Raw genomic sequence first — 23,062 nt, 5'->3', positions numbered from 1 at the left:
ATTCTGGGCTCGTCTCCTCTGGAGGAGATCCCTAGTTTTGGACTTTGCCCGCTGCCCAGCGGGCTTTTTTTTATAGCATCAACACCGCGTACAGCGATTGCACCTCATGCGCCGATTCGCTCATGATGGCGTTCAGCGTGCCTTCGCCGACGACGAAATCGATGGTGCGGGCGCCTTGCAAGGTGGTAGCGCCGGGGCGCTGGTACAGCGGCGAATGCACCGGTGACAGGTCGTTGGCCAGCAGCAGCGTGTCGCCCATGGTTTCCGGCGGCAGTGCGCGCAGCCCAACCCACATCGATTCGATCGCCTTGACCACGCCGTCCGGCACGCCCAGATGGGCCATCACGCCACGGCCGATCTCGATCTCGCCATGCTCGACCCAATCCTCCGGCTCGCCTTCCATCACCTGCGGGTAGGCGCCGGCCTGCGACAACATGTAGAAACCGGCCACCTCGTGCATGATGCCGGCGAACAGCGCGGTATCCGGATCGACGTGGGTGACGCGGCGGGCGATCACCTGCGACAGCGCCGCCACGTGGGCAGTATGCTCCCACAACTGGTGGATCTTGGCGGACAGCAGGGGATCGCTGACCTGGCTGCCGATCTGGCGCACGATCAGCGCCGCCACCAGCGACTGCAAGGTGCGCACGCCGAGGCGCTGCACAGCCGCGCGCACGCTCGAAATTTCAGTCTGGGAACGGTTGTAGGCGACCGAGTTGGCGATGGCGACGCTACGCGCGGCCAGCAACGGGTCTGCCTGTATCAGCCTGGCTGCCTCTTCGATGTGGCAGTCAGGATCATTCAACGCCTGCTGCAGGCGCAGCGAGGCGTTGACGTTGGCCGGGAACGTAAGTTCTCCCCGGCTCGCTTGAGCAGCGATATGCTTGAAGGCGGCTAGTCTGTCCATTGCAAAAAATTATACCCGGAATATTTCTCATGGGAACTTTTCCTGGTATTACTTTTTGCAGCGTCTTTTTTCGCCAACAGGCAAATTGGTTATTGCTCGCTGAAGATGGCGTCGCAGCCCTCTACCGGCTCGTCGGTTTCCTGCAACTCGTCGGTCAGGCCGAGGTCGAACAATTCCTCGACTGCATTCATGAAGCTGTTGTGGGTGGAGGCGCCGATCAGGCGGTAAATCTGGCCATCGGCGTTGCGCACGCCGACAATCAGCGCTTCCTGGCGCACTTCATCCGCAGGCGCAACGTCCAGCAGCAGGTTGCCGATAATGTGTTTGTCGAATTTGGCAGGCTTAATGCCTTCCAGCAGAGAGGTTTTCAAATCTGTATCCTTGGTTTTTTTAATCGCAATCGCGGGTGGACGGGCTATCCGCCTGACCGGCCATGATGACATTTTTAAGGCCGGACAGGGTTTTTTCAAGCCTGGCGAAATCGTCTTCGGTGTAATCCTTGAACACTTTGCCGCTTTGGGCGATGACTTCCGGGAACACGGTGCAAAATGTCCGCTCGCCCTCCGGCGTCAGCCGCACAAAGAAAGAACGCTTGTCGCAGTCGCTGCGCTGACGCTCGACCAGGCCTTTTTGCTCCAGCCGCTCGATCACGCCGGTCAGCGTGCCCTTGGTGATCAAGGTCTTGTCGCCCAGTTCTTTATACGACATGCCGGGCGTGTTGCCCAGCGTGGCGATAATATCGAACTGCGCGTGCGTCAGGCCGCTCTGGCGCACGTATGCGCCGGAAAGCCGTTCGTAAGCTTGCATGCATTCGGCCAGCAGCCGGATGCTTTTCAAGTAGCGTTCACCCATAGTCCGAGATTATAGCCGCTTCGCATCAGGCTTTCCGCCGGGGTACACTATGCGCAATTACAAGAAAGCCACAATCGCTGATGTCCTTTGCCAATCTCTCCAGCCTCGCCCAGCAGCAGCCCTTGCGCCTGTTGCTCATCAACGCGGGCGAGGCGGACGCGCTGAGCTGGGCCGGACTGGTGCAGCCGCTGCGGCTGGCCGCCGCGCAGGTCGGACGCGAAGCCCTGCAATTGCAAACCATGACGCCGGCGCAGGTGGTGCTGGCGCAGCCGGGCTGGGATATCGCCCTGCTGGTGGCGGATGAACAACAGGCGCCGCTGCCGGCCGAGCAGTCGCGCGCCGTCATCGAGCGCTGCCGTTCGGCGCAGTACTGGGGCGGCGTCGGCGCTGGCGTGCTGTGGCTGGCCAAGGCCGGGCTGATGGCTGGCGTGCGCATCGCGCTGCCGTGGGCCTTGTATGCCGATACCGAGGACATCACCCAGCGCGCCATCCTGACGCCGCACCTGTTCGAGCTGGACGGGCGCCACCTGAGCTGCTGCGGCGGCGCCGCCTCGATCGACTTCGCGCTGACGCTGATCGAGCAGCTGTTCGGCGCCAGCGTGCAGGCCAGCATCAAGGAAAGCCTGTGCATCGAACGCGTGCGCGGGCCGGAAGAGCGTCAGCGGATGGCGCTGCAGGCCCGCTTCGGCGCCTTGCAGCCACGGCTGTCGGAAGCGGTGACGCTGATGGAAACCAATATCGAGGAACCGCTGTCGACCGACGACATCGCCAACCTGGTCGGCCTGTCGCGGCGCCAGCTGGAGCGGCTGTTCAAGCAATACCTGGGCAGCCTGCCGTCGCGCTACTACCTGGAGCTGCGCCTGCAGCGGGCACGCCAGCTATTGCTGGATACCAACCATTCGATCGTGCAAGTGGGGCTGATGTGCGGCTTTTCGTCCGGCTCGCACTTCTCGACCGCCTTCGGCGCGCTATTCGGCAACACGCCGCGCGAAGAGCGCCAGCGCAAATTACAGTCCTGATAAGTTTACTTTGCGGCCAAAAGTAAAAATTCTTGTCGCCATTTGAAAAGAACTTTAGCATCCCCGCTTTTACAATGGGTCCACGCGGCGCTGTGCCGCGCATGACCCACATCTTGATAGGGAATGCCATGAATGCCAAAGTAGATACGACCGCTCTCAACCGTCCTGTAACCCGTCAGACGTTCGACGAGGTTCTGGTGCCGACTTATGCACCAGCAGCGATGGTTCCGGTCCGAGGCTCGGGCCTGGACCTGTGGGACCAGGCTGGCAAGCATTACCTGGACTTCACCTCCGGCATCGCCGTCAACGCGCTGGGCCACTGCAACCCTATCCTGGTCGAAGCCATGACCCGTCAGGCCAACACCCTGTGGCACCTGGGCAATGGCTATACCAACGAGCCAGTGCTGCGCCTGGGCCTGGCCCTGACCGAAGCGACCTTCGCCGACCGCGCCTTCTTCTGCAACTCCGGCGCCGAAGCCAATGAAGCGGCGCTGAAGCTGGCGCGCAAGCACGCGCACACCAAGTTCGGCCCGCACAAGTCGCGCATCATCTCGTGCTACCAGTCGTTCCACGGCCGCACGCTGTTCACCGTGTCGGTCGGCGGCCAGTCGAAATACACCGAAGGCTTCGAGCCGCTGCCACCGTCGATCGACCACATCACCTACAACGATATTGAATCGGCACGCGCCGCCATCGGCGACGATGTCTGCGCGGTGATCGTTGAGCCGCTGCAAGGCGAAGGCGGCGTGGTGCCGGGCGACAAAGCCTTCCTGCAAGAACTGCGCGACCTGTGCACCAAGACCGGCGCCCTGCTGATCTTCGACGAAGTACAGTCCGGCATGGGCCGCACCGGCGAGCTGTTCCACTACATGAGCTACGGCATCGTGCCGGACATCCTGACCTCGGCCAAGGCGCTGGGCAACGGCTTCCCGGTGGCCGCCATGCTGACCACCCACGAGCTGGGCGCCACGCTGAGCGTCGGCTCGCACGGCACCACCTACGGCGGCAACCCGATGGCTGCAACCATCGCGCTGACCGTGCTGGAAACCATCAACCAGCCAGCCTTCCTGGCACGTGTGAAGGAAGCCGGCGCCAAGCTGCGCGCGACGCTGGAGAAACTGGCGGCCGATTATCCGCAAGTGTTTACGCAAGTGCGCGGCGCCGGCCTGCTATTGGGCGTGGTGGTCACCGACGCCTGGAAGGGCCGTTCGAAGGATATCCAGAAAGCCGCTGAGGGCAACGGCCTGATGGTGCTGATCGCTGGCATGGACGTGGTGCGCCTGGCGCCTGCGCTGATCGTCACCGACGAACAGATCGCCGAAGCCGACCGCATCCTGCGCCTGTCGCTGGACGGCCTGCTGAAAGCAGCGTAAGCACCACATCCCACGTCATTCCCGCGCCGGCGGCCAAAGGATTTTCGCTGTCGCGGGAATGACGTTTTTGCGTTCACTAAGGAGTTTCTATGTATGTAGTCCGTCCGGTCGAACTTGCGGATATCCCAGCCCTTGAAGCGCTGGCCGCAGTGCCCATGCCGGGAGTGCATACCCTGCCGAAGACGCGCGAGAAAATCCGCGCCATGGTCGAACTGTCGATCGCCTCGTTTGCCGCCCACGTCGACCTGCCAAGCGAAGAGGGCTACCTGCTGGTGCTGGAATCGCCGCACGAAAAGAAAATCGTCGGCACCTCCGCCATGTTCGCGGCCGCCGGTTCCAACGGCACCTATTTCTCCTTTCGCAACGACGTGATCCAGCAAGTCTCGCGTGACCTCAACATCAGCCACAGCGTGCACGCGCTGACGCTGTGCTCCGAGCTGACCGGCTACTCGCAACTGTCGTCGTTCTACGTCGGCGAGCGCGAACACGGCAGCGCCGAAGCCGCGCTGTTGTCGCGCGCACGGCTGATGCTGGCGGTGGTTGCGCCGCACCGTTTCTCCGAACGCTTCTTCGTACCGCTGGCCGGCGTCACCGACAGCGACGGCGGTTCGCCGTTCTGGGACGCGCTGGGCCGCAAATTCTTCCAGATGGATTTCCTCGACGCCGAACACACCATCGGCGGCGCCCGCAACCGCACGCTGATCGTCGAACTGATGCCGCACTATCCAGTGTACGTGCCGCTGCTGCCGGGCGACGCGCAGGCGGCCATGGGCCAGATCCATCCATCGGGCGAACTGGCGTTCAACCTGCTGACCGCCGAAGGCTTCGAAGCCGATGACTACATCGACATCTTCGACGGCGGCCCGATTTTGCAGGCGCATAAGAATTCGCTGCGCACCTTCACCGGCGCGCTGCAACGCCGCGTCGCCACCTCGGTGGAACAGCCGGACCGCGGCCGCGAGCCACAGCTGCGCTACGCCGTGTCGTCCGGATCGGAGCACGACTTCCGCGCCGTCATCACGCACTGCGCGGCGCTCGACTCGCAACTCAGCGTGGCGCTGTCTGTAGAGGTACAGGAAGCGCTGCACGTCACCGAAGGTGACGCCGTCATCTGCGTCAGAATATAAAAACGAGACCACCTATGCTAGTAGTACGCGCAATCCAAGCCACAGACCTCGACGCCCTGTACGTGATGGCCACCCAGGTGGGCAGCGGCATGACCACGCTCAAGCCGGACATGAAGATGATGAGCGACCGCCTGAACATCGCCGTCGCCTCGTTCGCCGAAACCATCCCGCCCGAAAAGCGCGACTATATGTTCGTCATGGAGGACACCGATACCGGCCGCCTGGCCGGCGTGTGCGCCATCAAGGGTTCGGTGGGCCTGACCGAACCGTTCTACAACTACCGCATCGGCACGCTGGTGCACTCCAGCCGCGAGCTGGACGTGTTTACCCGCATGGACACGCTGTACCTGTCGAACGACCTGACCGGCAGCACCGAACTGTGCTCGCTGTTCCTGCATCCGGACTACCGCACGGGGAATAACGGCAAGCTGCTGTCCAAGAGCCGCTTCCTGTTCATCGCGCAGTTCCCGCAGCTGTTCACCGAAAAGCTGATCGCCGAGATGCGCGGCTACCAGGAGGAGAGCGGCCGTTCGCCGTTCTACGAAGGACTGGGCCGCCACTTCTTCAAGATGGAATTCGACCATGTCGACGCATTGACTGCGGTGGGCAAGAAATCCTTCATCGCCGAACTGATGCCGCGCCAGCCGCTGTACGTCGCCTACCTGCCGGACGACGCGCAGGAAGTCATCGGCAAGGTGCACACCTCCACCGCACCGGCGCGCCGCCTGCTGGAACAGGAAGGCATGTACTTCGAAGGCTATGTGGACATCTTCGACGCCGGCCCGGTGCTGCAAGCGCGCGTGTCCGAGCTGCGGGCGATGCGCGACAGCACACTGGCCGATATCGGCGCGGCGACCGACTGGGATTCCGCCTGCGCGCCAGCCAGCGAGGAGACCGAGCCGATGCTGGTCTCGAACACCACTATGAAAGACTTCCGCATGATCCTGTCGCAGGCGGTTCCGGTCAACGGCGTCATTGCCTTGCCGGAGGACGAGCAGAAACTGCTGCATTGCCACAGCGGCGACGCCGTGCGGACCCTGACACTCAATCCGAGGAAGAACAATGGCTAATGCAACGACCACCATCAGCAACTTCATCAACGGCGAATGGCTGCATGGCAGCGGCCCGGAACTGATTACCATCAACCCGGCCACCGGCAAGCAGACCTGGTCCAGTCGCGCATCGACCGCGCAGGACGTGGCACAGGCGACCACCGCCGCCCGCGCCGCCTTCGACGCCTGGGCATTGACGCCGCTGGAACAACGCATCGCGGTCTGCACCCGCTTCCGCGACTTGCTGAAGCAGGATGCCGAGGAGCTGGCGCTGCTGATCGCCGAGGAAGTGGGCAAGCCGTTGTGGGAAGCGCGCACCGAAGTCACCACCATGGCCAACAAGATCGATATCTCGGTGCAAGCCTACGGCGCCCGCACCGGCGAGACGCACAGCAAGGTCGCCGATGGCGAAGCGGTGCTGCGTCATCGTCCGCATGGCGTATTCGGCGTATTCGGCCCGTACAACTTCCCCGGCCACCTGCCGAATGGCCACATCGTGCCGGCACTCATTGCGGGGAATACGCTGGTGTTCAAGCCGAGCGAATACGCGCCGCGCACCGCCATCAAAACCGTGCAGCTGTGGCAGCAGGCCGGCCTGCCGTATGGCGTGCTGAATCTGGTCAATGGCGGCCGTGACACCGGCGTCGCACTGGGCCAGAGCAAGCTGCTGGACGGCGTGCTGTTCACCGGCAGCTGCCAGACCGGCACCGCGCTGCATAAACAATTCGGCGGCCAGCCGGGCAAGATGCTGGCGCTGGAAATGGGCGGCAACAACCCGCTGGTGATCTGGGATGCGAAGGAAACCGACGCCGCCGTGTTCATGGCGATTTCGTCGGCCTTCATTTCGGCCGGCCAGCGCTGCACCTGCGCGCGCCGTTTGATTCTGCCTGCCGGCGCAGCCGGCGATGCGATCGTCGCGCGCCTGGTGGACGTCGCCAGCCGCCTGACCGTTGGCCCCTCGGATGCCGAGCCGGCGCCGTTCATGGGGCCTGTGGTGTCCGCCGCAGTCGCCAAGCGCCTGGTGCAGGCACAGGCCGACATGGTGGCGCGCGGCGGCAAGCTGCTGCTGCAGATGAAGCACCTGGACGCCAACACCGGCTTCGTCTCGGCCGGCATCGTGGATGTCACCGACGCCCAAGGCATTCCGGACGAAGAGTGGTTTGGCCCGCTGTTGCAGATCATCCGCGTAGCAGACTTCGAAAGCGCCATCGACGCCGCCAACAATACCGCCTTCGGCCTGGCCTCGGCGCTGATCTCCAACGACGAAAAGCTGTGGAAGATTTTCCAGGTACGCGCCCGCGCCGGCATCGTCAACTGGAACCGTCCGACCACCGGCGCGGCAAGCAGCGCGCCGTTTGGCGGCGTTGGCCAGTCCGGCAACCATCGTCCGAGCGCCTACTATGCGGCCGACTACTGCGCCTACCCGGTCGCATCGATCGAAAACAATGTCCTCGAAATGCCGGCGAAACTGTCGCCGGGCATGCACTTCTAAAGGTAGCACCTCATGTCCGCACGCGAATTCAACTTCGACGGCCTGGTCGGTCCATCGCACAACTACGCCGGCCTGTCGTTCGGTAATGTCGCCTCGTTCAGCAACGTCAAGAGCGCCTCCAATCCCAGGCTGGCCGCGCTGCAAGGCCTGGCCAAGATGCGCGCACTGGCAGCACGCGGCTTCGGCCAGGCGCTGCTGCCGCCGCAGGACCGCCCGAACTTCCGTCTGCTGCGCAGCATCGGCTTCACCGGCAGCGACGCCGAGGTGCTGTCGAAGGCGGCGAAGGAAGCGCCGGTGATCCTGGCTTGCGCGTACTCGGCCTCGCCGATGTGGACCGCCAACGCCGCCACCGTCAGCCCATCGGCCGACAGTGCAGACGGCCGCACGCACTTCACCGCCGCAAACCTGAACAACAAGCTGCACCGCGCTTTTGAGCACGAACAGTCGGCCCGTGCGCTGCGCGCCATTTTCAAGGATGACAAGCACTTCGCTGTCCATGACGCGCTGCCAGGCACGCCAGCTTTCGGCGATGAAGGCGCGGCCAATCACACGCGCCTGTGCAAGGATCACGGCAGCGCCGGTGTCGAATTGTTTGTCTACGGCCGCAGCGAGTTTGACGCGTCCGCAACGGCGCCGCGCAAGTACCCTGCACGGCAGACGCTGGAAGCTTCGCAGGCGGTCGCGCGCCTGCACGGCCTGTCGGCCGAGCGCACCGTGTATGTGCAGCAGAATCCCGATGTCATCGATCAGGGCGTGTTTCATAACGACGTGATCGCGGTAGGTAACGCCAATGCCCTGTTCTACCACGAGCAGGCATTCGCCAGCGAAGCAGGCGCGCTCGATCAGCTGCGCCGTGCGATGGGCGCGGTGGACGCGGACCTGAACGCGATCCGCGTTGACACGGCGCACGTGCCGGTGGCCGACGCGGTGGCCAGCTATCTGTTCAACAGCCAGTTGCTGAGCAAGGGCGATGGCAAGATGGCGCTGGTGATTCCGCACGAGTGCCAGGAAGTCGCTTCGGTGGCGCGCTACCTGGAAAATCTGGTGGCGGACGGCAGCGTTGTCGATGAACTGATACATTTCGACCTGCGCCAGTCGATGCGCAACGGCGGTGGTCCCGCATGCCTGCGTTTGCGTGTGGCGCTGACCGATGTCGAAGCCGCCGCCATGCATCAAGGCGTGGTGATGACCGAAGCGCTGTATCACACGCTGGTGGCGTGGGTGGAAAAACACTACCGCGACCGCCTGGAGCCTGCCGATCTGGCTGACCCGCAACTTGCGATAGAAGTGCATAATGCCCTGGAAGAGTTGAGCCGCATCCTGGGACTGCCAGGACTCTATAACTAAACTGCGCAGCCACAAGCCGGCGCGGCCCCTCAGCACAAAATACCTATAACGTATTGGAGAAGCAACGATGAAACAAACGCCACAAGACCTGCGCAAACAAACGCTGGACCTGGTCAACGCCAACAAGCCTGCCACTGAAGTCGCTGCCCTGGTCAGCGCCTGGCTGGCCTCCATCGATGACGACGACCTTGCGGGCACCGCGCCCGACAGCCTGGCGCCGGTCCTGGCGGACGGTTTCACTCAAGCTTCCAAACGTAGCGGCAGCGGCGCGCAGATCGCCAGGCTGCGCTACGACGATGGTCGCGGCGGCAAAGCCACTGCGCTGCTGATCCTCAATGACGACATGCCTTACCTGGTCGACTCGATCGTCATGGCCATGCGCAAGCTGCGCGTCATTGCCAACAGCGTGCTGAATGCCGTGCTGCCGGTAACGCGCAATGCAGACGGTTCTGTCGCCGCCGTCGGCGAGCATGGCGCCAAGCTGGAATCGTATGTGCTGGTGCTGCTGTCCGAAGACTTGCCGGAAGCAGAAATCGGCGCGCTGACCGAGCGCATCGTCATGGTATCGCGTGACGCCGCCGTCGTGCGCCGCGACCGCGCCGCCATGCTGGAACACTTCAGCCGCATCGGCGCCGAAGCTGCGGCCCAGGGCGAAGAAGGCAAGGAAGTCGCCGCCTTCCTTGAATGGGCCAAGACTGAAGGCTTCGAGCCGTTCGGCTACGCCTACTACGCCATCAAGCCGGGCGTGCGCGAACTGGAACGCGACATCCCTAGCCGCATCGGCGTGCTGCAAGATACTTCACATCCTGTGTACGGCACCTGCCTGGCCAATATCCCGGGTGACTTCGACACGCTGACCAAGCGCGCCCACACGCTGTCCATCGTCAAGGCTGACGTCGAAGGCACGCTGCACCGCGACCAGCAGCTGGATTTCATCGGCATCCGCCATATCGACGCACAGGGCGCCACGCTCGGCGAATACTGCTTCGTCGGCCTGTTCACCCGCGCCGGCAATGCCACCCCGTTGAATCGCCTGCCGTTTGCGCGCGGCCGTGTGGCGCGCGTGTTGAGCATCGCCGGTGTGCGCCAGGAAGGCTTCCGCGCCGAGAAATTCGTCGAGATCCTTGAATCGCTGCCGCGCACCGAGGCGCTGGAAGCGGAACCGGAATGGCTGGCAGAAGTCTGCGGAGCGGTCGTCTCGCTGTACAAGCAGCCGCGCGCCAAGGTGTTCGCCCGCCGCGACGTCTACGCACGCCACCTGAATGTGCTGGTCTATCTGCCGCGCGAGCGTTATAGCGCAAGTGTCGCCTCGGCGCTGGCCAAGGCGCTGCAAGCCAGCGCCGGCGCGCAGCACGTCAGCTCGCAAACGCTGGTGGCCGACGGCCCGCTGGCGCGCGTCTACCTGATCGCGCATGGCGCACGCTACCCGCTGGATCTGGAAACCGACATCCAGCAACCGCTGCTGGCCGTCATGGACGGCTGGCACGACAAGTTCTCGGTGCTGGCCGACGCGGTGAGCGACGTGCCGCTGCGCGCCAGCCTGCGCAAGATGTGCGCCACGCTGCCGACCGACTACGTCGCCACCACTACGCCATCCGCCGCCTTCCACGACCTGGGAACGATCCTGCGCAGCCCGGACACCTCGCGCATCAACGTGCGGGTGGAGGCGGACAATGGCCATACCACCATCCGCCTGTATTCGGTGGAGCGCGTGCCATCGCTGTCGACCATCCTGCCGGCACTGCATAATGCCGGTGTGGCGATTGACCGCGAGCAGGCGCACTCGCTGCGCGTGAACGGCGAACGTCATTACGTCACCAGCCTGTCGGTGGACGCCGCCAGCGCCGCCAAGCTGGCCAAGGAAGAAATCGTGCCGGTGGCGGAAGAACTGTTCGCCGCGCTGTTCAACAACGAGGCTGAAGACGGCCGCCTGAACGGCCTGGTGGTCGAGGGTGGCCTGAGTGTGCGCGAAGTGCAGCTGGTGCGCGCCTACATGAGCTACTGGCGCCAGGCCAGCCCGCGCTTCTCGGTGCGCTACATGGCCGAGACGCTGCGCAAGCAGCCAGCGCTGGTGAAAGAGCTGGTGGACGCCTTCCTGCAGCGCTTCGACCCGGCCAACGATGACGCCACCCGCGCTGCCGCCGTGGACAAGCTGGCTGACATCAAGAGCCGCCTGCCGGCCATCAACCACGCCGACAGCGAAGAAGTGCTGGGTGCGATGGCCACGCTGATCGGCGCCACGCTGCGCACCAGCTACTTCCAGAACGGCCAGCAGGGCGACAAGATTATCTTCAAGTTCGACACCAGCAATCTGCTGCTGGTACCGGAGCCGCGTCCGTTCCGCGAGATCTTCGTGTTCTCGCGCCGTTTCGAAGGCGTGCACCTGCGCGGCGGCCCGGTGGCACGCGGCGGTCTGCGCTGGTCGGATCGCATGGAAGACTACCGCACCGAAGTCCTCGGCCTGGTGAAAGCGCAGATGGTGAAGAACGCCGTCATCGTGCCGGCCGGCGCCAAGGGCGGTTTCGTCTGCAAGCTGATGCCGAAAGACGCTACCCGTGAGGTGATTGCCGCCGAAGGCGAAGCAGTCTACCGCCTGTTCATTTCCAGCCTGCTGGAAGTCACCGACAACCGCGTGCTGGGCAATATCGTGTCGCCTGCGGACACCATCTGCTATGACGGTAACGATCCTTACCTGGTGGTGGCTGCCGACAAGGGCACCGCAACCTTCTCCGACATCGCCAACGGCATCGCCGTACAGCGCGGCTTCTGGCTGGGCGACGCGTTCGCGTCGGGCGGCTCCAACGGCTATGACCACAAGAAGATGGGCATCACCGCCAAGGGCGCGTTCGAAGCGGTCAAGCGCCACTTCTACGAAATGGATCACGATATCCACGCGCAGCCGGTCACCATGGTAGGCGTCGGCGATATGTCGGGCGACGTGTTCGGCAACGGCGCGCTGTTGTCGCGCAAGCTGAAAATCGTGGCGGCGTTCGATCACCGCCATATCTTCCTCGATCCGAATCCGGACATGGAAGCATCGTTCAAGGAACGCGAGCGCATGTTCGCGCTGCCGCGCTCCTCGTGGGAAGACTACAACAAGGAACTGATCTCGAAGGGCGGCGGCGTGTTCCCGCGTAACGCGCGGTCGATTGAACTGTCGCCGGAAATCCGCGCGGCGCTGGACATCGAAGAAACCGCGCTGGCGCCTGAAGAACTGATGCACCGCATCCTGCTGGCGCCGGTGGACCTGTTCTACAACGGCGGCATCGGCACCTATATCAAAGCCTCGACCGAAACGCATGCGCAAGTGAAGGACCGTGCCAACGACAACATCCGCGTCAACGGCAATGAACTGCGCTGCAAGGTTGTCACCGAAGGCGGCAATCTGGGCGCGACGCAGGCCGGCCGTATCGAATTCGCGTTGTCCGGCGGCCGCATCTTCACCGATGCGATCGACAACTCGGCCGGCGTCGACTGCTCGGACCACGAGGTGAACGCGAAGATGTGGCTGGATGTGGAAATGAACGCCGGCCAGTTGAGTGAAGCGGACCGCAACCGCATCCTCAACGAGATGACCGACGATATCGAACGCCTGGTCCTGCGCGACAACACGCTGCAAACGCAGCTGCTGGTGCGCGAGTTGCAGGCGCAGGTTGATGCGGATGTGCAGGATGGCTATGCCGCGCTGATCGCATCGCTGGAAGAAGAGGGTGCGCTGTCGCGTGAACTGGAGCAGTTGCCATCGGTGGCTGAGCTGGCGCGCCGCAAGGCCGATGGCCGCGGCCTGACTACGCCGGAACTGGCGGTGGTGATCGCCAACGTCAAGAATCGTTACAAGCGCATGCTGTCGGCGTTGCCTTTGATCGAGAACAGCTGGGCCGAGTCGGTGCTGAAGCCGTACTTCCCGGACCTGCTGGTGGCAACGCGTCCGGCGCTGGCGCACCCGCTGGCCAACGCCATCCTGGCCACCGTGCTGGCGAATGAATCGGTGAACCGCTGTGGTCCGCTGATGCTGCGCCAGCTGGCCGGTGAACATGGCGTTGATGAAGCGGATGTGATCCTGGCCTGGGGCCAGGCATGGTCCGCGCTGAACCTGGCGCCGGTCTACAACACGCTGGACGAAGACGCGCTGAAGGTGCCGCGTGCCGTGTCGATCAAGGTTGATGCGCATAGCCGCGTGCTGCAGAAGGCTGTGATTGAAGGCGCGCTGTCGGTGCCTGGCGACCAGCTGCGCAATGGCGTCGGCGAGTTGACGCGCCTGTTCGCCAATCCGGAAACGCTGGCGCAGCTGACGCCAGTCAGCGGCCAGTCGGAAGCCGAGCTGACCGCCGGCCTGCGCGCGGAATTTGCGCGTGCGTGGATGGCGGTGGATGCGATCGAGGCGGTGGCGGCATTTGTGTTTGCCGCGCTGTCGGTTTCGCGTCCGGCGGGCATGGACTTGCCGGCCTTCCTGCAGGTGGGTCTGGCGCTGCGCGCACAGGTTGGCATCGATACGCTGGAGCGTGGCCTGAAACTGCCGGCCACCAGCCGTTCGCAGGAGCAGTTGCGCGCCTACGCTCAGAATGCGCTGCGCCGCACGCAGCAACGCTTGCTGTCGCAAGTGCTCAAGCATGCGACTGGCGACCATTCGGCGCTGGAGGCGGTGGAAGTCGTCGCCAACACGCTGGGCTTGTCGGGCTATGCGCTGGCGACGGATCTGGAGCAGGCGATGCTGGACGTGTGGGCCTTGTCCGAAGCGGTCAATGCCAGCACTGCGGCGTTGACGGCCTAAGGCGATGAGTGAGTTGCCAGCAGCATTGCCACCGGCGGTCCGCGCCCTCGCGGAAGCGGACTTCAGCGCCATCGCACCGCGCTTCACGGCGGCCGGCTTTGAGGTCGCCGAGCCGGCGGACGGCATCATCACGATCCGTGCCGCCGGCAACGTAGCCGCTGTGCCGCAGCCGGCCCATGCGGCCGGCCCGGCCAGTGAGCGTGTGTCCGCAGCCATCGGCGGCCCGCGTGGCGCCGCGCGCCCGGCGGTGCTGATCTCCGTCGGCGTGCATGGCGACGAGACGGGACCGATCGAAGTCGTGGCTTACCTGCTGGACGCCTTGTCGCATCAGCCGTCCGCGCTGGCGGTGGACCTGATGCTCTGCGTCGGCAATATCGGCGCCATCCGCGCCGGCAAGCGCTTCATCGACGCGGACCTGAACCGCATGTTCCGCGAACAGCGCGGCACGCTGGAAGGCACCGCCGAAGCCGCGCGCGCCGATGTGATGATCTCCGCCACCACGGACTTTTTCAAGGATGCCGGCCCGGAGCGCTGGCACCTCGATCTGCACACGGCCATTCGGCCATCGGTGTATCCCACCTTCGCCATTGTGCCGGAGCTGATCGCCGACCAGGCGCGCGGCCAGTTGATCGACTGGCTGGGCCTTGCCGGCATCGGCGCCATCATCATGAATCCGGCATCGGTGGGCACCTATAGCTACTATTCGGCCGAGCACCACGCGGCGGCCGGCACCACGATAGAACTGGGTCGCATCGGCACGCTGGGGCAGAACGACCTGGCGCAGTTCAAGGACGCCTCGCAGGCGCTGGATGACCTGCTGCGCGGTGCGCCCAAACGCGCGGTCACGCAGCGTCCGCACATCTTCAACACCGCGCGCCAGATCATCAAGCTGAGTGACCAGTTCAAGATGGCCTTCGGCAAAGAGACGCATAACTTCACCGCCATGAAACAAGGCGAAGAGATTGCGCGCGATGGTGATACCGTCTATACGGTGCAGCATGCGGAAGAGCTGGTGGTGTTCCCGAATCCCGATGTGCGGGTGGGACTGCGGGCAGGGCTGATGGTGGTGCGGGTCGGCTGATCTTTACCCGTCTTTACACTCTGCAGGGCTTATAGATTCCTGGTTTGGTTCGTTAATAGGTACAACATTGTCCTTAACTACGGAGTAAGAGCCATGAGTACCATCAGCAGCCTGTCCAGCAGTACCGCCGCCAGCGCCACCACCTTCGATCCATCGAAAGGCGCGGCGCGCTTCGCCGCCAAAGTTTTCAGCGATATGGATACCAACACCGACGGTTCGGTCACCAAAGACGAATTCGTTAAAGGTCTGGAATCCAAAGGCGTGTCGTCCGAAGACGCGACCAAGCAATACGATGCGGTCGACAAGGAGGGAACCGGTTCGATCACGCAAGACGACCTGACCTCGGCCATCAAGAGCGGCGACTTTAAACCCCCACGTCCGCAAGGCGGCGGTGAAGGCGGCCCACAAGGCGCGAGCGGTGCGGGTGGGGCGGGCGGCGCGGGTGGTGCCGGTGGCGCGAGTGCGGCAGGCGCCAGCAGCGCCACCAAAACCTACGAAGCCGCCGACAAAAACGAAGACGGCACCGTCACGCAACAGGAACAGCTGGTGTACGACATGGCCCAAGCGGCCAAGTCCGCCGCTGCCAGCACCAGCGCCGACAAGCTCGGCAACAACGTCGACGCCCTGGCCTGACCCACCTTGCGGCCGCGTCGAGTTCGTTCAGTTTAAAGAGGCACGTCAGGCTGGCATGACGCTGCTGATTTGATGAGCTTAGGCGCGGACGATCAGCGCGGTCAAGGTGATGGCCAGGCCGACCAGTATCATGGCGGCGCCGGTGAGGGCTGCCGGGTGAACGCGGCGGGATACGGTTGGAATCTTTTTAATCGGCATGGCTAGGTTCTCCTCTTGGCTTTGAGTAACTCTTGCCTCAAGAGTAACCTGACGCCTGTTTGCAATCTATACACGCCGCTGTATCAAAAGTAAGCACTTGTAACGAGGTTGTATTTTAGGCACAAAATACCTTTAGCGACAGCGGACCGGAAGGCCCTATAATCGCTGTGTTTTTGCCCGAACAAACCTCCCACAAGGAATGCCTGTGAACCAAACGTTGGTCCAGAAACTGACCCGTACCAAGCCGGTCGACAATAAGAATACCGAACAAGCTTCAAGCAGCAACTCCCTGCACCGCTCCGTCGGCCTGTTTCCCCTGACGATGATTGGTGTCGGCGCCACCATCGGCACCGGCATTTTCTTCACCATGGTGGAGGCCGTACCCAAGGCTGGCCCATCGGTGATCCTGTCCTTCCTGATCGCCGCCATCACCGCCGGCCTGACCGCGCTGTGCTACGCCGAACTGTCGTTCCGCATTCCCGCCTCCGGTTCCTCGTATTCGTTTGCCTACGCCACCGTCGGCGAATTCCTGGCCTTCATCATGGCCGCCTGCCTGCTGCTGGAATACGGCCTGGCCGCCAGCGCCGTGGCCATCGGCTGGTCGGATTATCTAAACAACTTCCTCAACAACGCGTTTGGCTGGCACATCCCCGAGATGTTGCGCTCACCGAGCATCGTCGCCACCGCCACGCACGGTATCGAATTCCGCAGCGGCCACATCAACCTGCCGCCGATCATCCTGGTGGCGCTGTGCTGTCTGCTGCTGATCCGCGGCGCCAAGGAGTCGGCCACCACCAATGCCATCATGGTGCTGATCAAGCTGGCCATCCTGATTTTCTTCGTGGTGATCGCCTTCAGCGGTTTTGACATCAACAACTTCCACCCATTCTTCAGCCCGGACGGCGTGCACTTCACCGGCGCCGCCGGCGTGACAGCGGCGGCGGCCACCGTGTTCTTCTCCTTCATCGGCCTGGACACCGTGGCCACCGCCGGTGAAGAAGTGAAAAATCCCAAACGCAATGTGCCGATCGGCATTCTGGCGGCGCTGGTTATCGTCACCATCTTCTACATGCTGGTGGCGGTCGCTGCGATGGGCGCGCAGCCGGCGGCCAAGTTCGCCGGCCAGGAAGCCGGCCTGGCCGTGATCCTGCAAAACGTCACCGGCCAGACCTGGCCGGCGCTGGTGCTGGCAGCTGGCGCCGTGGTGTCGGTGTTCAGCGTGACGCTGGTAACCATCTATGGCCAGACCCGCATCCTGTACGCCATCGCCAAGGACGGCCTGATTTCGCCGACCTTCCGCAAGGTCAGCCCACGCACCGGCGCGCCGACCCAGAATACGCTGATCGTCTGCATCGTGGTGGGCCTGGTGGCCGGCTTTGTCGATGCCACCTTCCTGTGGGACATGGTCAGCATGGGCACGCTGACGGCGTTCAGCGTGGTGTCGCTGGCAGTGCCGGTGATGCGCCGCAAGGAAGGTCCAACGGCCGAGAAAGGCTTCCGCGTGCCTGGCGGCCCGTACCTGGTGCCGGGCCTGAGCATTGCCGCCTGCCTGTACCTGATGTTCGGCTTGTCGATGACGACCTACACGGTGTTTGCGATCTGGATGACGGCAGCAGTGCTGACCTACCTGCTGTACGGCATGCGCAACTCGCGCCTGAACTAAACCGGTTCAGCCATTAAAAAGCCCCGGCCGCTTGCGCGTGCCGGGGCTTTTTGCCATTTTGCCTGGTTGCTGTGCAGCTTACTCTTTGGTTTCTGGCTTGCGACCCAGGTAGAGGCGCAATACCAGGCCAGACAGGGCAATAGCGGCAGGCAGGTTTTCGATGATGGTCAGCATAGTTGTTCTCCAGTGAATTCGGTTAATTAAGCACGCGATGCGAAGTGACGCAGTTCGGCGGACAAGCCAGGCGAGTGCAATTCGCAGTCATTCGCCATGCTGTTGAGCCACCAGATGGTTTCTTCTTTGTTGCGCTGCGACATACCTGGCTGTACGGCGAACACGGCTGCGAACAGCTGGCGTACTGCAGTGGCAACATTGGCGAAGTAGCCAGTGTCGTTGATGGTGGTATAGCTCGTTGTGCTCATCAGAAGCTCCATTTATCACGTTTGTTGCGTTGCAGTATGCTCCGCTTTCAGTAATAAATAAACTTTTGATTTGTGATACGAGCTATAAGTTATGCGTATAACTTAGGTGCGATCCAGCCAGCGGCCGGCAAACATCGTGCAGACCAAAGCGGCGACCACCAGCGCGATACCGGTCCATTGCCAGCCGTTGATGCTGTCACCCAGGATCAGCATGCCGGAGCTGATGCCGGCCACCGGCACGCCCAGGCTGAACGGCGCCACGCGGTTGACCGGATGGCGCTTCAGCAGCCGGGTCCACATGGCGTAGCCGAGGATGGTGGCCATCCAGCCCAGGTAGGCCACCGCGATCCAGGTGGTGTACGGCGCATCGGTCCATTGCCAGCGCGTGGCCGGATCGTCAAACGCCAGCGACAGCAGCATGAAGGGAATGATGGGCACCAGGCTGCACCAGACCATGAAGCTGACCACGTCGAATCCCGGCGCGGCCTTCTGCGCGCCGCGCACCACGATGTTGGAGGCGGCCCACATGGCGGCGGCGGTCAGGCACAGCGCAAAGCCGGCCGGCGTAATATCGCTGACGTGCCCCGTTTCGAAGAAGTTCATGGCGAAGCAGCCCAGGCCCAATGCGGCCAGACCCAGGCCGGCCAGCAGCGCGCGGCTGGTGTGCTCCTTCAGCAGCATGAAGCCGAAGATGGCGGTGAAAAAGACCTGCGTTTGCAGGATGACCGAGGCCAGCGAGGCGGACATGCCCACCTTCAGCGACAAAAACAGCAGGCCGAACTGGCCTACACCTTGGCTCAGGCCGTAAGCGATCACCCACTTCGCGGGCAGCCTGGGCGGCCTGATGAAGATAATCAGCGGCAGCACAGCGAAGATGTAGCGCGCGGCCCCCAGCTGGAATGGCGTCAGGCTGCGCAAGCCCACCTTCATCGCGACGAAATTGGTGCCCCAGATAATCACCACGAGGAGGGCGGAAAGGAGGTCGCGGCTGCTGAAGGTGGAAGGCGATGTGGTCATCGCCTTATGGTATCAGCATTAGCTGGCGATGGCGGCGGCGAAATCGCGGTAGCGTCGCAGCGGACGCCCCAGCAGCCTGGTCAGGCGTTCGACGTCACCGGCTTGCGGCAGCATGCCGTCGGTCAGAAAGCGTTCGCTCATCAGGCGCATGTCGTAGGCCATCCAGTGCGGCATGAAGTTGCGCAGGTTTTGTTCGAACGCGCTGGTGTCATCGCCGCCGTAGGCGATCTGCCGTCCCAGCACCGCCGACCATGCCGCCGCGAGGTCGGCGCCGGTCAGTGTTTGCGGTCCCACCAGCGTGATGTGCTCCAGTGGCAGCGGTTCTGGTGACTGGTCACGGCGCAGCAGTTCAAGCGCGGCGATCTCGCCGATGTCGCGCACGTCGATCATCGCCAGCCCTTTGGCGCCGACCGGCATCGGGTAGACGCCATAGCCGGTCACCACGTCCTTGATGGTGACGTCGTTGTCCATGAAGTAGGCAGGGCGCAGGATGGTAGCGCTGAAGCCCATCTGCTCGATCATGCGTTCGACCACCAGCTTGCCGGCGAAGTGCGGCACGTTCACATACACGTCGCTGTGGATCACCGACAGGTAGACCACGTGGCGCACGCCAACCTCTTTGGCGACGTTCAGCGCGATCAAGGCCTGCGTGACTTCATCCGCCGCCACCGCGTTCAGCAGGAACAGCGTGGATACGCCCGCCATGGCGGTACGCAGCGAATCGGGATCGAGCAGGTCGCCCTGCACGACGCTGACGCCGTCCGGCAAGCTGGCGCTGGCGGGATTGCGGACCAGCGCACGCACATTGGCGCCGCGTTTGAGCAGTTGTTCGATCACTTGGGTGCCAACTTTACCGGTGGCGCCGGTTACAAGAATAGTCATGGAAGTTCTCCGGGTTGTGATTGATGACAGTTCCTATGGTAGGCATCTCGTGCACGGTCCGAAAGATGCTATATTTGGACAGACTGTCTCACAGGTGGAACATATGGATTTGCTGGCCCTTGCCGATTTCAATCTGGTCGCCCGTCACGGCGGCTTCGGGCGCGCCGCGCGCATCTCGGGCCGTCCGAAGGCGACCTTGTCGCGCCGCGTGGCGGAACTTGAAAGCAGTCTCGCTCTGCGGCTGTTCGAGCGCGGAGGACGCACGCTCAAGCTCACGCAGGAGGGACAGGCGCTGCACCAGCGTACCGGCGCGCTGCTGACCGAGATCGACGCAGCAGCGGCGGAGATCGCGCAAGGCGGCGTTGCACCGCATGGCCGCTTGCGCATCAGTGCTCCGCTGCTGTTCTCGCAGACAGCGATGGGCAAGCTGGCCGCAGGCTACGCGCGCAAGTATCCAGCGGTGCGGCTGGAGGTGAGCACCGAAGACCGCAGTGTCGACATGGTGGAAGAAGGGTTTGACCTGGCGATTCGCGTCAACCCGGATGCGGACGCCAACCTGGTTGGGCGCATCTTCCTGCGCGACCGGATGATGGTGGTGGCCAGCCCTGAGCTGGCACGCCCGGAGGATGGCGCGGCCGTGCCGGCGGTGGTGCGCGGCACCGGCACAGGCACCGGCACCGTCACGCCGGCCAAGACCTGGCGCTTGCGTGCCGGCGCGGGGACCGAGGATATCGCGATCGAGCCGGTGCTGTCGCTATCGTCGATGATCATGGTGCGGGACGCTGTGCGCGCCGGTGCGGGCGCGGCCTGCCTGCCGGTGTCGCTGGTCAGCGGCGATCTGGTGGACGGTACGCTGGTGCACTGGGGAGAGCTGGATGCGCCGGATATCGAGCTATGGGTGCTGTATCCGTCGCGGCGCCTGCTCAGCGCACGCGTATCGGCATTTCTGGCGTATCTGAAGGAGGCGTTCCCGCAAGGCGCGCCGGAAGAACTGGCGGCCTATCTCGGCTGAGCACAGTTCAGGCGAGGTCGCGAAGGATGGCTTCGCGGTGGACGATGATCTTGACCGCGTCCGCTTGCAGCAAACGAATGCGGCGCTGGACCAGCGGCCAGCCCGACCACGGCACCACCGCCGCCTGCGCCGCCGCAGCGCTTTGCGCTGACAGCGTTGATGCCGACATCAGTGCATCCTCGTCGGCCTGGCTGGCTGCTTCGCGTGCCACCGCGCGACGCGGATCGAGTGCGCGCGTGAGAATGTCCACCACCTGATCGTGGCTTTCGCCCAGCATGGCGTTGACGGCGCTGGTCGGCAGCTCCTTCGTATGCCGGCGCAGGATCGCCCGCAAGGCCGCCACGTGCGCCACCAGCAGGTAGTTCTGTACGATGAACAGGTTGATGTCCTCTACCGCGCGCTGCTTGCGCGCCGGTTCGTCCAGCATGCGCACCAGCGCCGAGCTAAGCGCCGCCAGCGAATCCATCAGCCGCTTGCGTTCGATGCGGTAGGCGAAATCGTCCTTGCCTTTGCCTTGCAGCAGATCGAAGCTGGCCTGCATGTAGCGCAGGTTCACATTCAGCACCTCGCCGACCAGACGCGGCAAGGATTGATATTCCCAGTTGGCCAGCACAAAGCTGAACGCCGTCGCCACCGCCGCACCGATAAAGGTGTCCACCAGCCGCTCCATGATGAGGTCATGGTTGCCCGGCGCGATCAGGTGCATTTGCAGCAGGATCATGATCGATACCGCAATCGCCGCGTAACGGTAGCGCAGGTAGATGAAGGTGGGCGTGGCCACCGTCGACAGCACCAGGATGCCGAGTATCGCCGCCGGGTAGTTCAGGAACTTGATGATCAGCGCGGTGATGATGCAGCCGATGATGGTGCCGATGATGCGGTCGCTGCGGCGCTGCTTGGTCATGCTGAACGACGGCTTGAGGATGATCACAATCGTCAGCACGATCCAGTAGCTGTGCGCCGCATACGGCAGCAGCGCCGCCACCGCCAGGCCGACCGAAATCGCCATCGCCACCCGCAGCGAGAAGCGGAAGATCGGCGAATCCACGCGCAGGTGCGACAGAATCATGCGCAACTCATACTTCTGCTGCGACAGGAACGGCCCCATGTCGGCATCCGCCCAGAACGGAGTGGTGTCGTAAGCCTTCTGACTGGCCTGATGCAGCTCGCCGATCATCTTGATGATGGCGCGGATCTTGTTGCGCTGCGCGCGCAGTACGGCCAGCGCTTCCTGCTGCGGCTTGCCGTCGTCGATGCGCTGCTGGATCGCCGCCAGTTCCGCTTCGATCGCCTCCAGTTCCGGCTCGTAGCTGATCTCTGGATAGGAGGACTTCTTGCGCGTGACGTCATACGCCACCGATTCGATATCGCGCGCCGCCTTGTAGGCCAGATCGTGCAGCGTCTGCATCACCGGCGAATCGGCCAGGTGGGTGCGCAGCAGCGCGTAGTCGGTGTGCGTGGAGAGGATCAGCTCATACAGGTCCAGCATGCAGACGTGAACCTGCACCACAATCGCATCCTTGGCGTTGTTATGCGCACGCAGGATCAGATCACGCGAGGCTTGCTGGCGGTCGGCCAGCAGGCTTTGATGGCGGATCAGCTTATTGAATTGCTCGGTGAGGTTGAAGCGCGTGTCGTAGAAATCCGCCTTGATATCGATGTAGGCCGCCAGCTCGAACAATGCCTCCGCCAGCACCTGCTGCTTGATGCGGTGGCGCAGCACCCACGACACCGCCATTGCATAGGCGAGATAGGCCACGGCGCCCAGTGTGAACAAGCCGGTATGGATGAAGGACTCGCGCATCGTCATCGTGTGTTCCATCGACATGGTCATGATGAACAGCGTGGCCAGTTGCAGCGGCATCGACTTGCGGCCGTAGACCACCATCATGCAGGCGGCAAAGCTGATCACTACCAGCATCACCATCAGCAGCCAGTGATACGGTGCGCACAGACTGATGAGCAAGGTGACGGCGCTGCATAGCAGCACCGAGGCGCTCATCTCGTTGAACTTGTGGCGCAGGGGGCTGGGCATGTCCATCAGCGCGGTGCACAGCGCGCCGATGCAGACCGTCATGGCGACCGCCATGTCGGCAAATTGAAGGGTAATCAGCGTAACGCCTACCAGTCCGGCGGCGAAGCGCAAGCCAAGATAAAAGTAATGGCTATAGAAGAAGGTGCGCAGATTGAGTGCGTAATGCATGGCTATGGCCT

General features: G+C 63.3%; 18 protein-coding genes. 11 read left to right on the top strand and 7 right to left on the bottom strand.

All coding sequences use genetic code 11. The annotated features are described in order from the left end of the window. Nucleotides 1-70 precede the first annotated feature (70 nt). The 3 genes from BLS51_RS12085 to BLS51_RS12075 form a co-directional block, all read right to left on the bottom strand. Nucleotides 71-907 carry an HDOD domain-containing protein gene (locus BLS51_RS12085; protein WP_090182341.1) on the bottom strand — a complete coding sequence of 279 codons (837 nt, stop codon included), beginning with the start codon at nt 905-907 and terminating at the stop codon, nt 71-73. Nucleotides 908-996: 89 nt separating this feature from the next. Then, the gene (locus BLS51_RS12080) at nt 997-1,278 is read right to left on the bottom strand and encodes a hypothetical protein (RefSeq protein WP_090182343.1); all 282 of its coding nucleotides are present in this window, start codon (nt 1,276-1,278) and stop codon (nt 997-999) included. 19 nt (nt 1,279-1,297) lie between these two features. After that, nucleotides 1,298-1,759, bottom strand: coding sequence for a MarR family winged helix-turn-helix transcriptional regulator (locus tag BLS51_RS12075; protein WP_090182345.1), 462 nt, complete (start codon nt 1,757-1,759; stop codon nt 1,298-1,300). A gap of 80 nt (nt 1,760-1,839) precedes the next feature. On the opposite strand from BLS51_RS12075, the gene BLS51_RS12070 reads away from it, so the two are divergent. The 10 genes from BLS51_RS12070 (at nt 1,840) to BLS51_RS12025 (ending at nt 17,515) form a co-directional block, all read left to right on the top strand. Next, nucleotides 1,840-2,778, top strand: a complete 939-nt coding sequence (locus tag BLS51_RS12070; RefSeq protein WP_090182347.1) for a GlxA family transcriptional regulator — start codon at nt 1,840-1,842, stop codon at nt 2,776-2,778. Nucleotides 2,779-2,906: 128 nt separating this feature from the next. After that, entirely contained in the window at nt 2,907-4,151 is a 1,245-nt protein-coding gene (locus tag BLS51_RS12065; protein WP_090183449.1) for an acetylornithine/succinyldiaminopimelate transaminase, read from the top strand. An 89-nt stretch (nt 4,152-4,240) separates the two neighbouring features. After that, nucleotides 4,241-5,278, top strand: a complete 1,038-nt coding sequence (locus BLS51_RS12060) for an arginine N-succinyltransferase (RefSeq protein ID WP_090182349.1) — start codon at nt 4,241-4,243, stop codon at nt 5,276-5,278. Between the two features lie 14 nt (nt 5,279-5,292). Continuing rightward, nucleotides 5,293-6,348 (top strand): arginine N-succinyltransferase, encoded by a 1,056-nt coding sequence (gene astA / locus BLS51_RS12055; RefSeq protein WP_090182351.1) that lies wholly within the window; start codon nt 5,293-5,295, stop codon nt 6,346-6,348. Further along, nucleotides 6,341-7,822 (top strand): succinylglutamate-semialdehyde dehydrogenase, encoded by a 1,482-nt coding sequence (gene astD / locus BLS51_RS12050; RefSeq protein ID WP_090182353.1) that lies wholly within the window; start codon nt 6,341-6,343, stop codon nt 7,820-7,822. Before astA ends, astD begins: the two co-directional genes overlap by 8 nt. Nucleotides 7,823-7,834: 12 nt before the next feature. Beyond that, the gene (gene astB, locus BLS51_RS12045) at nt 7,835-9,169 is read left to right on the top strand and encodes an N-succinylarginine dihydrolase (protein ID WP_090182356.1); all 1,335 of its coding nucleotides are present in this window, start codon (nt 7,835-7,837) and stop codon (nt 9,167-9,169) included. Nucleotides 9,170-9,236: 67 nt separating this feature from the next. Next, nucleotides 9,237-13,940 (top strand): NAD-glutamate dehydrogenase domain-containing protein, encoded by a 4,704-nt coding sequence (locus tag BLS51_RS12040; RefSeq protein ID WP_090182359.1) that lies wholly within the window; start codon nt 9,237-9,239, stop codon nt 13,938-13,940. A gap of 4 nt (nt 13,941-13,944) precedes the next feature. Next, on the top strand, nt 13,945-15,021 hold the full coding sequence (locus BLS51_RS12035) for a succinylglutamate desuccinylase (protein ID WP_090182362.1): 1,077 nt from the start codon (nt 13,945-13,947) through the stop codon (nt 15,019-15,021). Between the two features lie 93 nt (nt 15,022-15,114). Next, nucleotides 15,115-15,654, top strand: a complete 540-nt coding sequence (locus BLS51_RS29320; protein ID WP_139168692.1) for an EF-hand domain-containing protein — start codon at nt 15,115-15,117, stop codon at nt 15,652-15,654. Nucleotides 15,655-16,057: 403 nt separating this feature from the next. Beyond that, the gene (locus BLS51_RS12025; RefSeq protein ID WP_090182367.1) at nt 16,058-17,515 is read left to right on the top strand and encodes an APC family permease; all 1,458 of its coding nucleotides are present in this window, start codon (nt 16,058-16,060) and stop codon (nt 17,513-17,515) included. 200 nt (nt 17,516-17,715) lie between these two features. Here BLS51_RS12025 and BLS51_RS12020 read toward each other — a convergent pair whose 3' ends face one another. From BLS51_RS12020 to BLS51_RS12010, 3 genes are all read right to left on the bottom strand, one after another. Then, nucleotides 17,716-17,937 carry a hypothetical protein gene (locus BLS51_RS12020; RefSeq protein WP_090182369.1) on the bottom strand — a complete coding sequence of 74 codons (222 nt, stop codon included), beginning with the start codon at nt 17,935-17,937 and terminating at the stop codon, nt 17,716-17,718. A gap of 102 nt (nt 17,938-18,039) precedes the next feature. Further along, a complete protein-coding gene (locus BLS51_RS12015; RefSeq protein WP_090182371.1) occupies nt 18,040-18,954 on the bottom strand; it encodes an EamA family transporter in 915 nt (304 codons plus the stop codon). An 18-nt stretch (nt 18,955-18,972) separates the two neighbouring features. Then, nucleotides 18,973-19,836 carry an SDR family oxidoreductase gene (locus tag BLS51_RS12010; protein WP_090182374.1) on the bottom strand — a complete coding sequence of 288 codons (864 nt, stop codon included), beginning with the start codon at nt 19,834-19,836 and terminating at the stop codon, nt 18,973-18,975. A gap of 103 nt (nt 19,837-19,939) precedes the next feature. Between BLS51_RS12010 and BLS51_RS12005 the strand changes: the two genes are divergently transcribed. Further along, a complete protein-coding gene (locus BLS51_RS12005; protein WP_090182376.1) occupies nt 19,940-20,848 on the top strand; it encodes a LysR family transcriptional regulator in 909 nt (302 codons plus the stop codon). Nucleotides 20,849-20,855: 7 nt separating this feature from the next. On the opposite strand, the gene BLS51_RS12000 is transcribed toward BLS51_RS12005, so the two are convergent. Next, the gene (locus BLS51_RS12000; protein WP_090183451.1) at nt 20,856-23,051 is read right to left on the bottom strand and encodes an FUSC family membrane protein; all 2,196 of its coding nucleotides are present in this window, start codon (nt 23,049-23,051) and stop codon (nt 20,856-20,858) included. Nucleotides 23,052-23,062 lie beyond the last annotated feature (11 nt).

The sequence above is a fragment of the Duganella sp. OV510 genome, from assembly GCF_900100205.1.
Lineage (GTDB): Bacteria > Pseudomonadota > Gammaproteobacteria > Burkholderiales > Burkholderiaceae_D > Rugamonas.
This window is presented reverse-complemented; position numbering and strand designations above follow the sequence as displayed.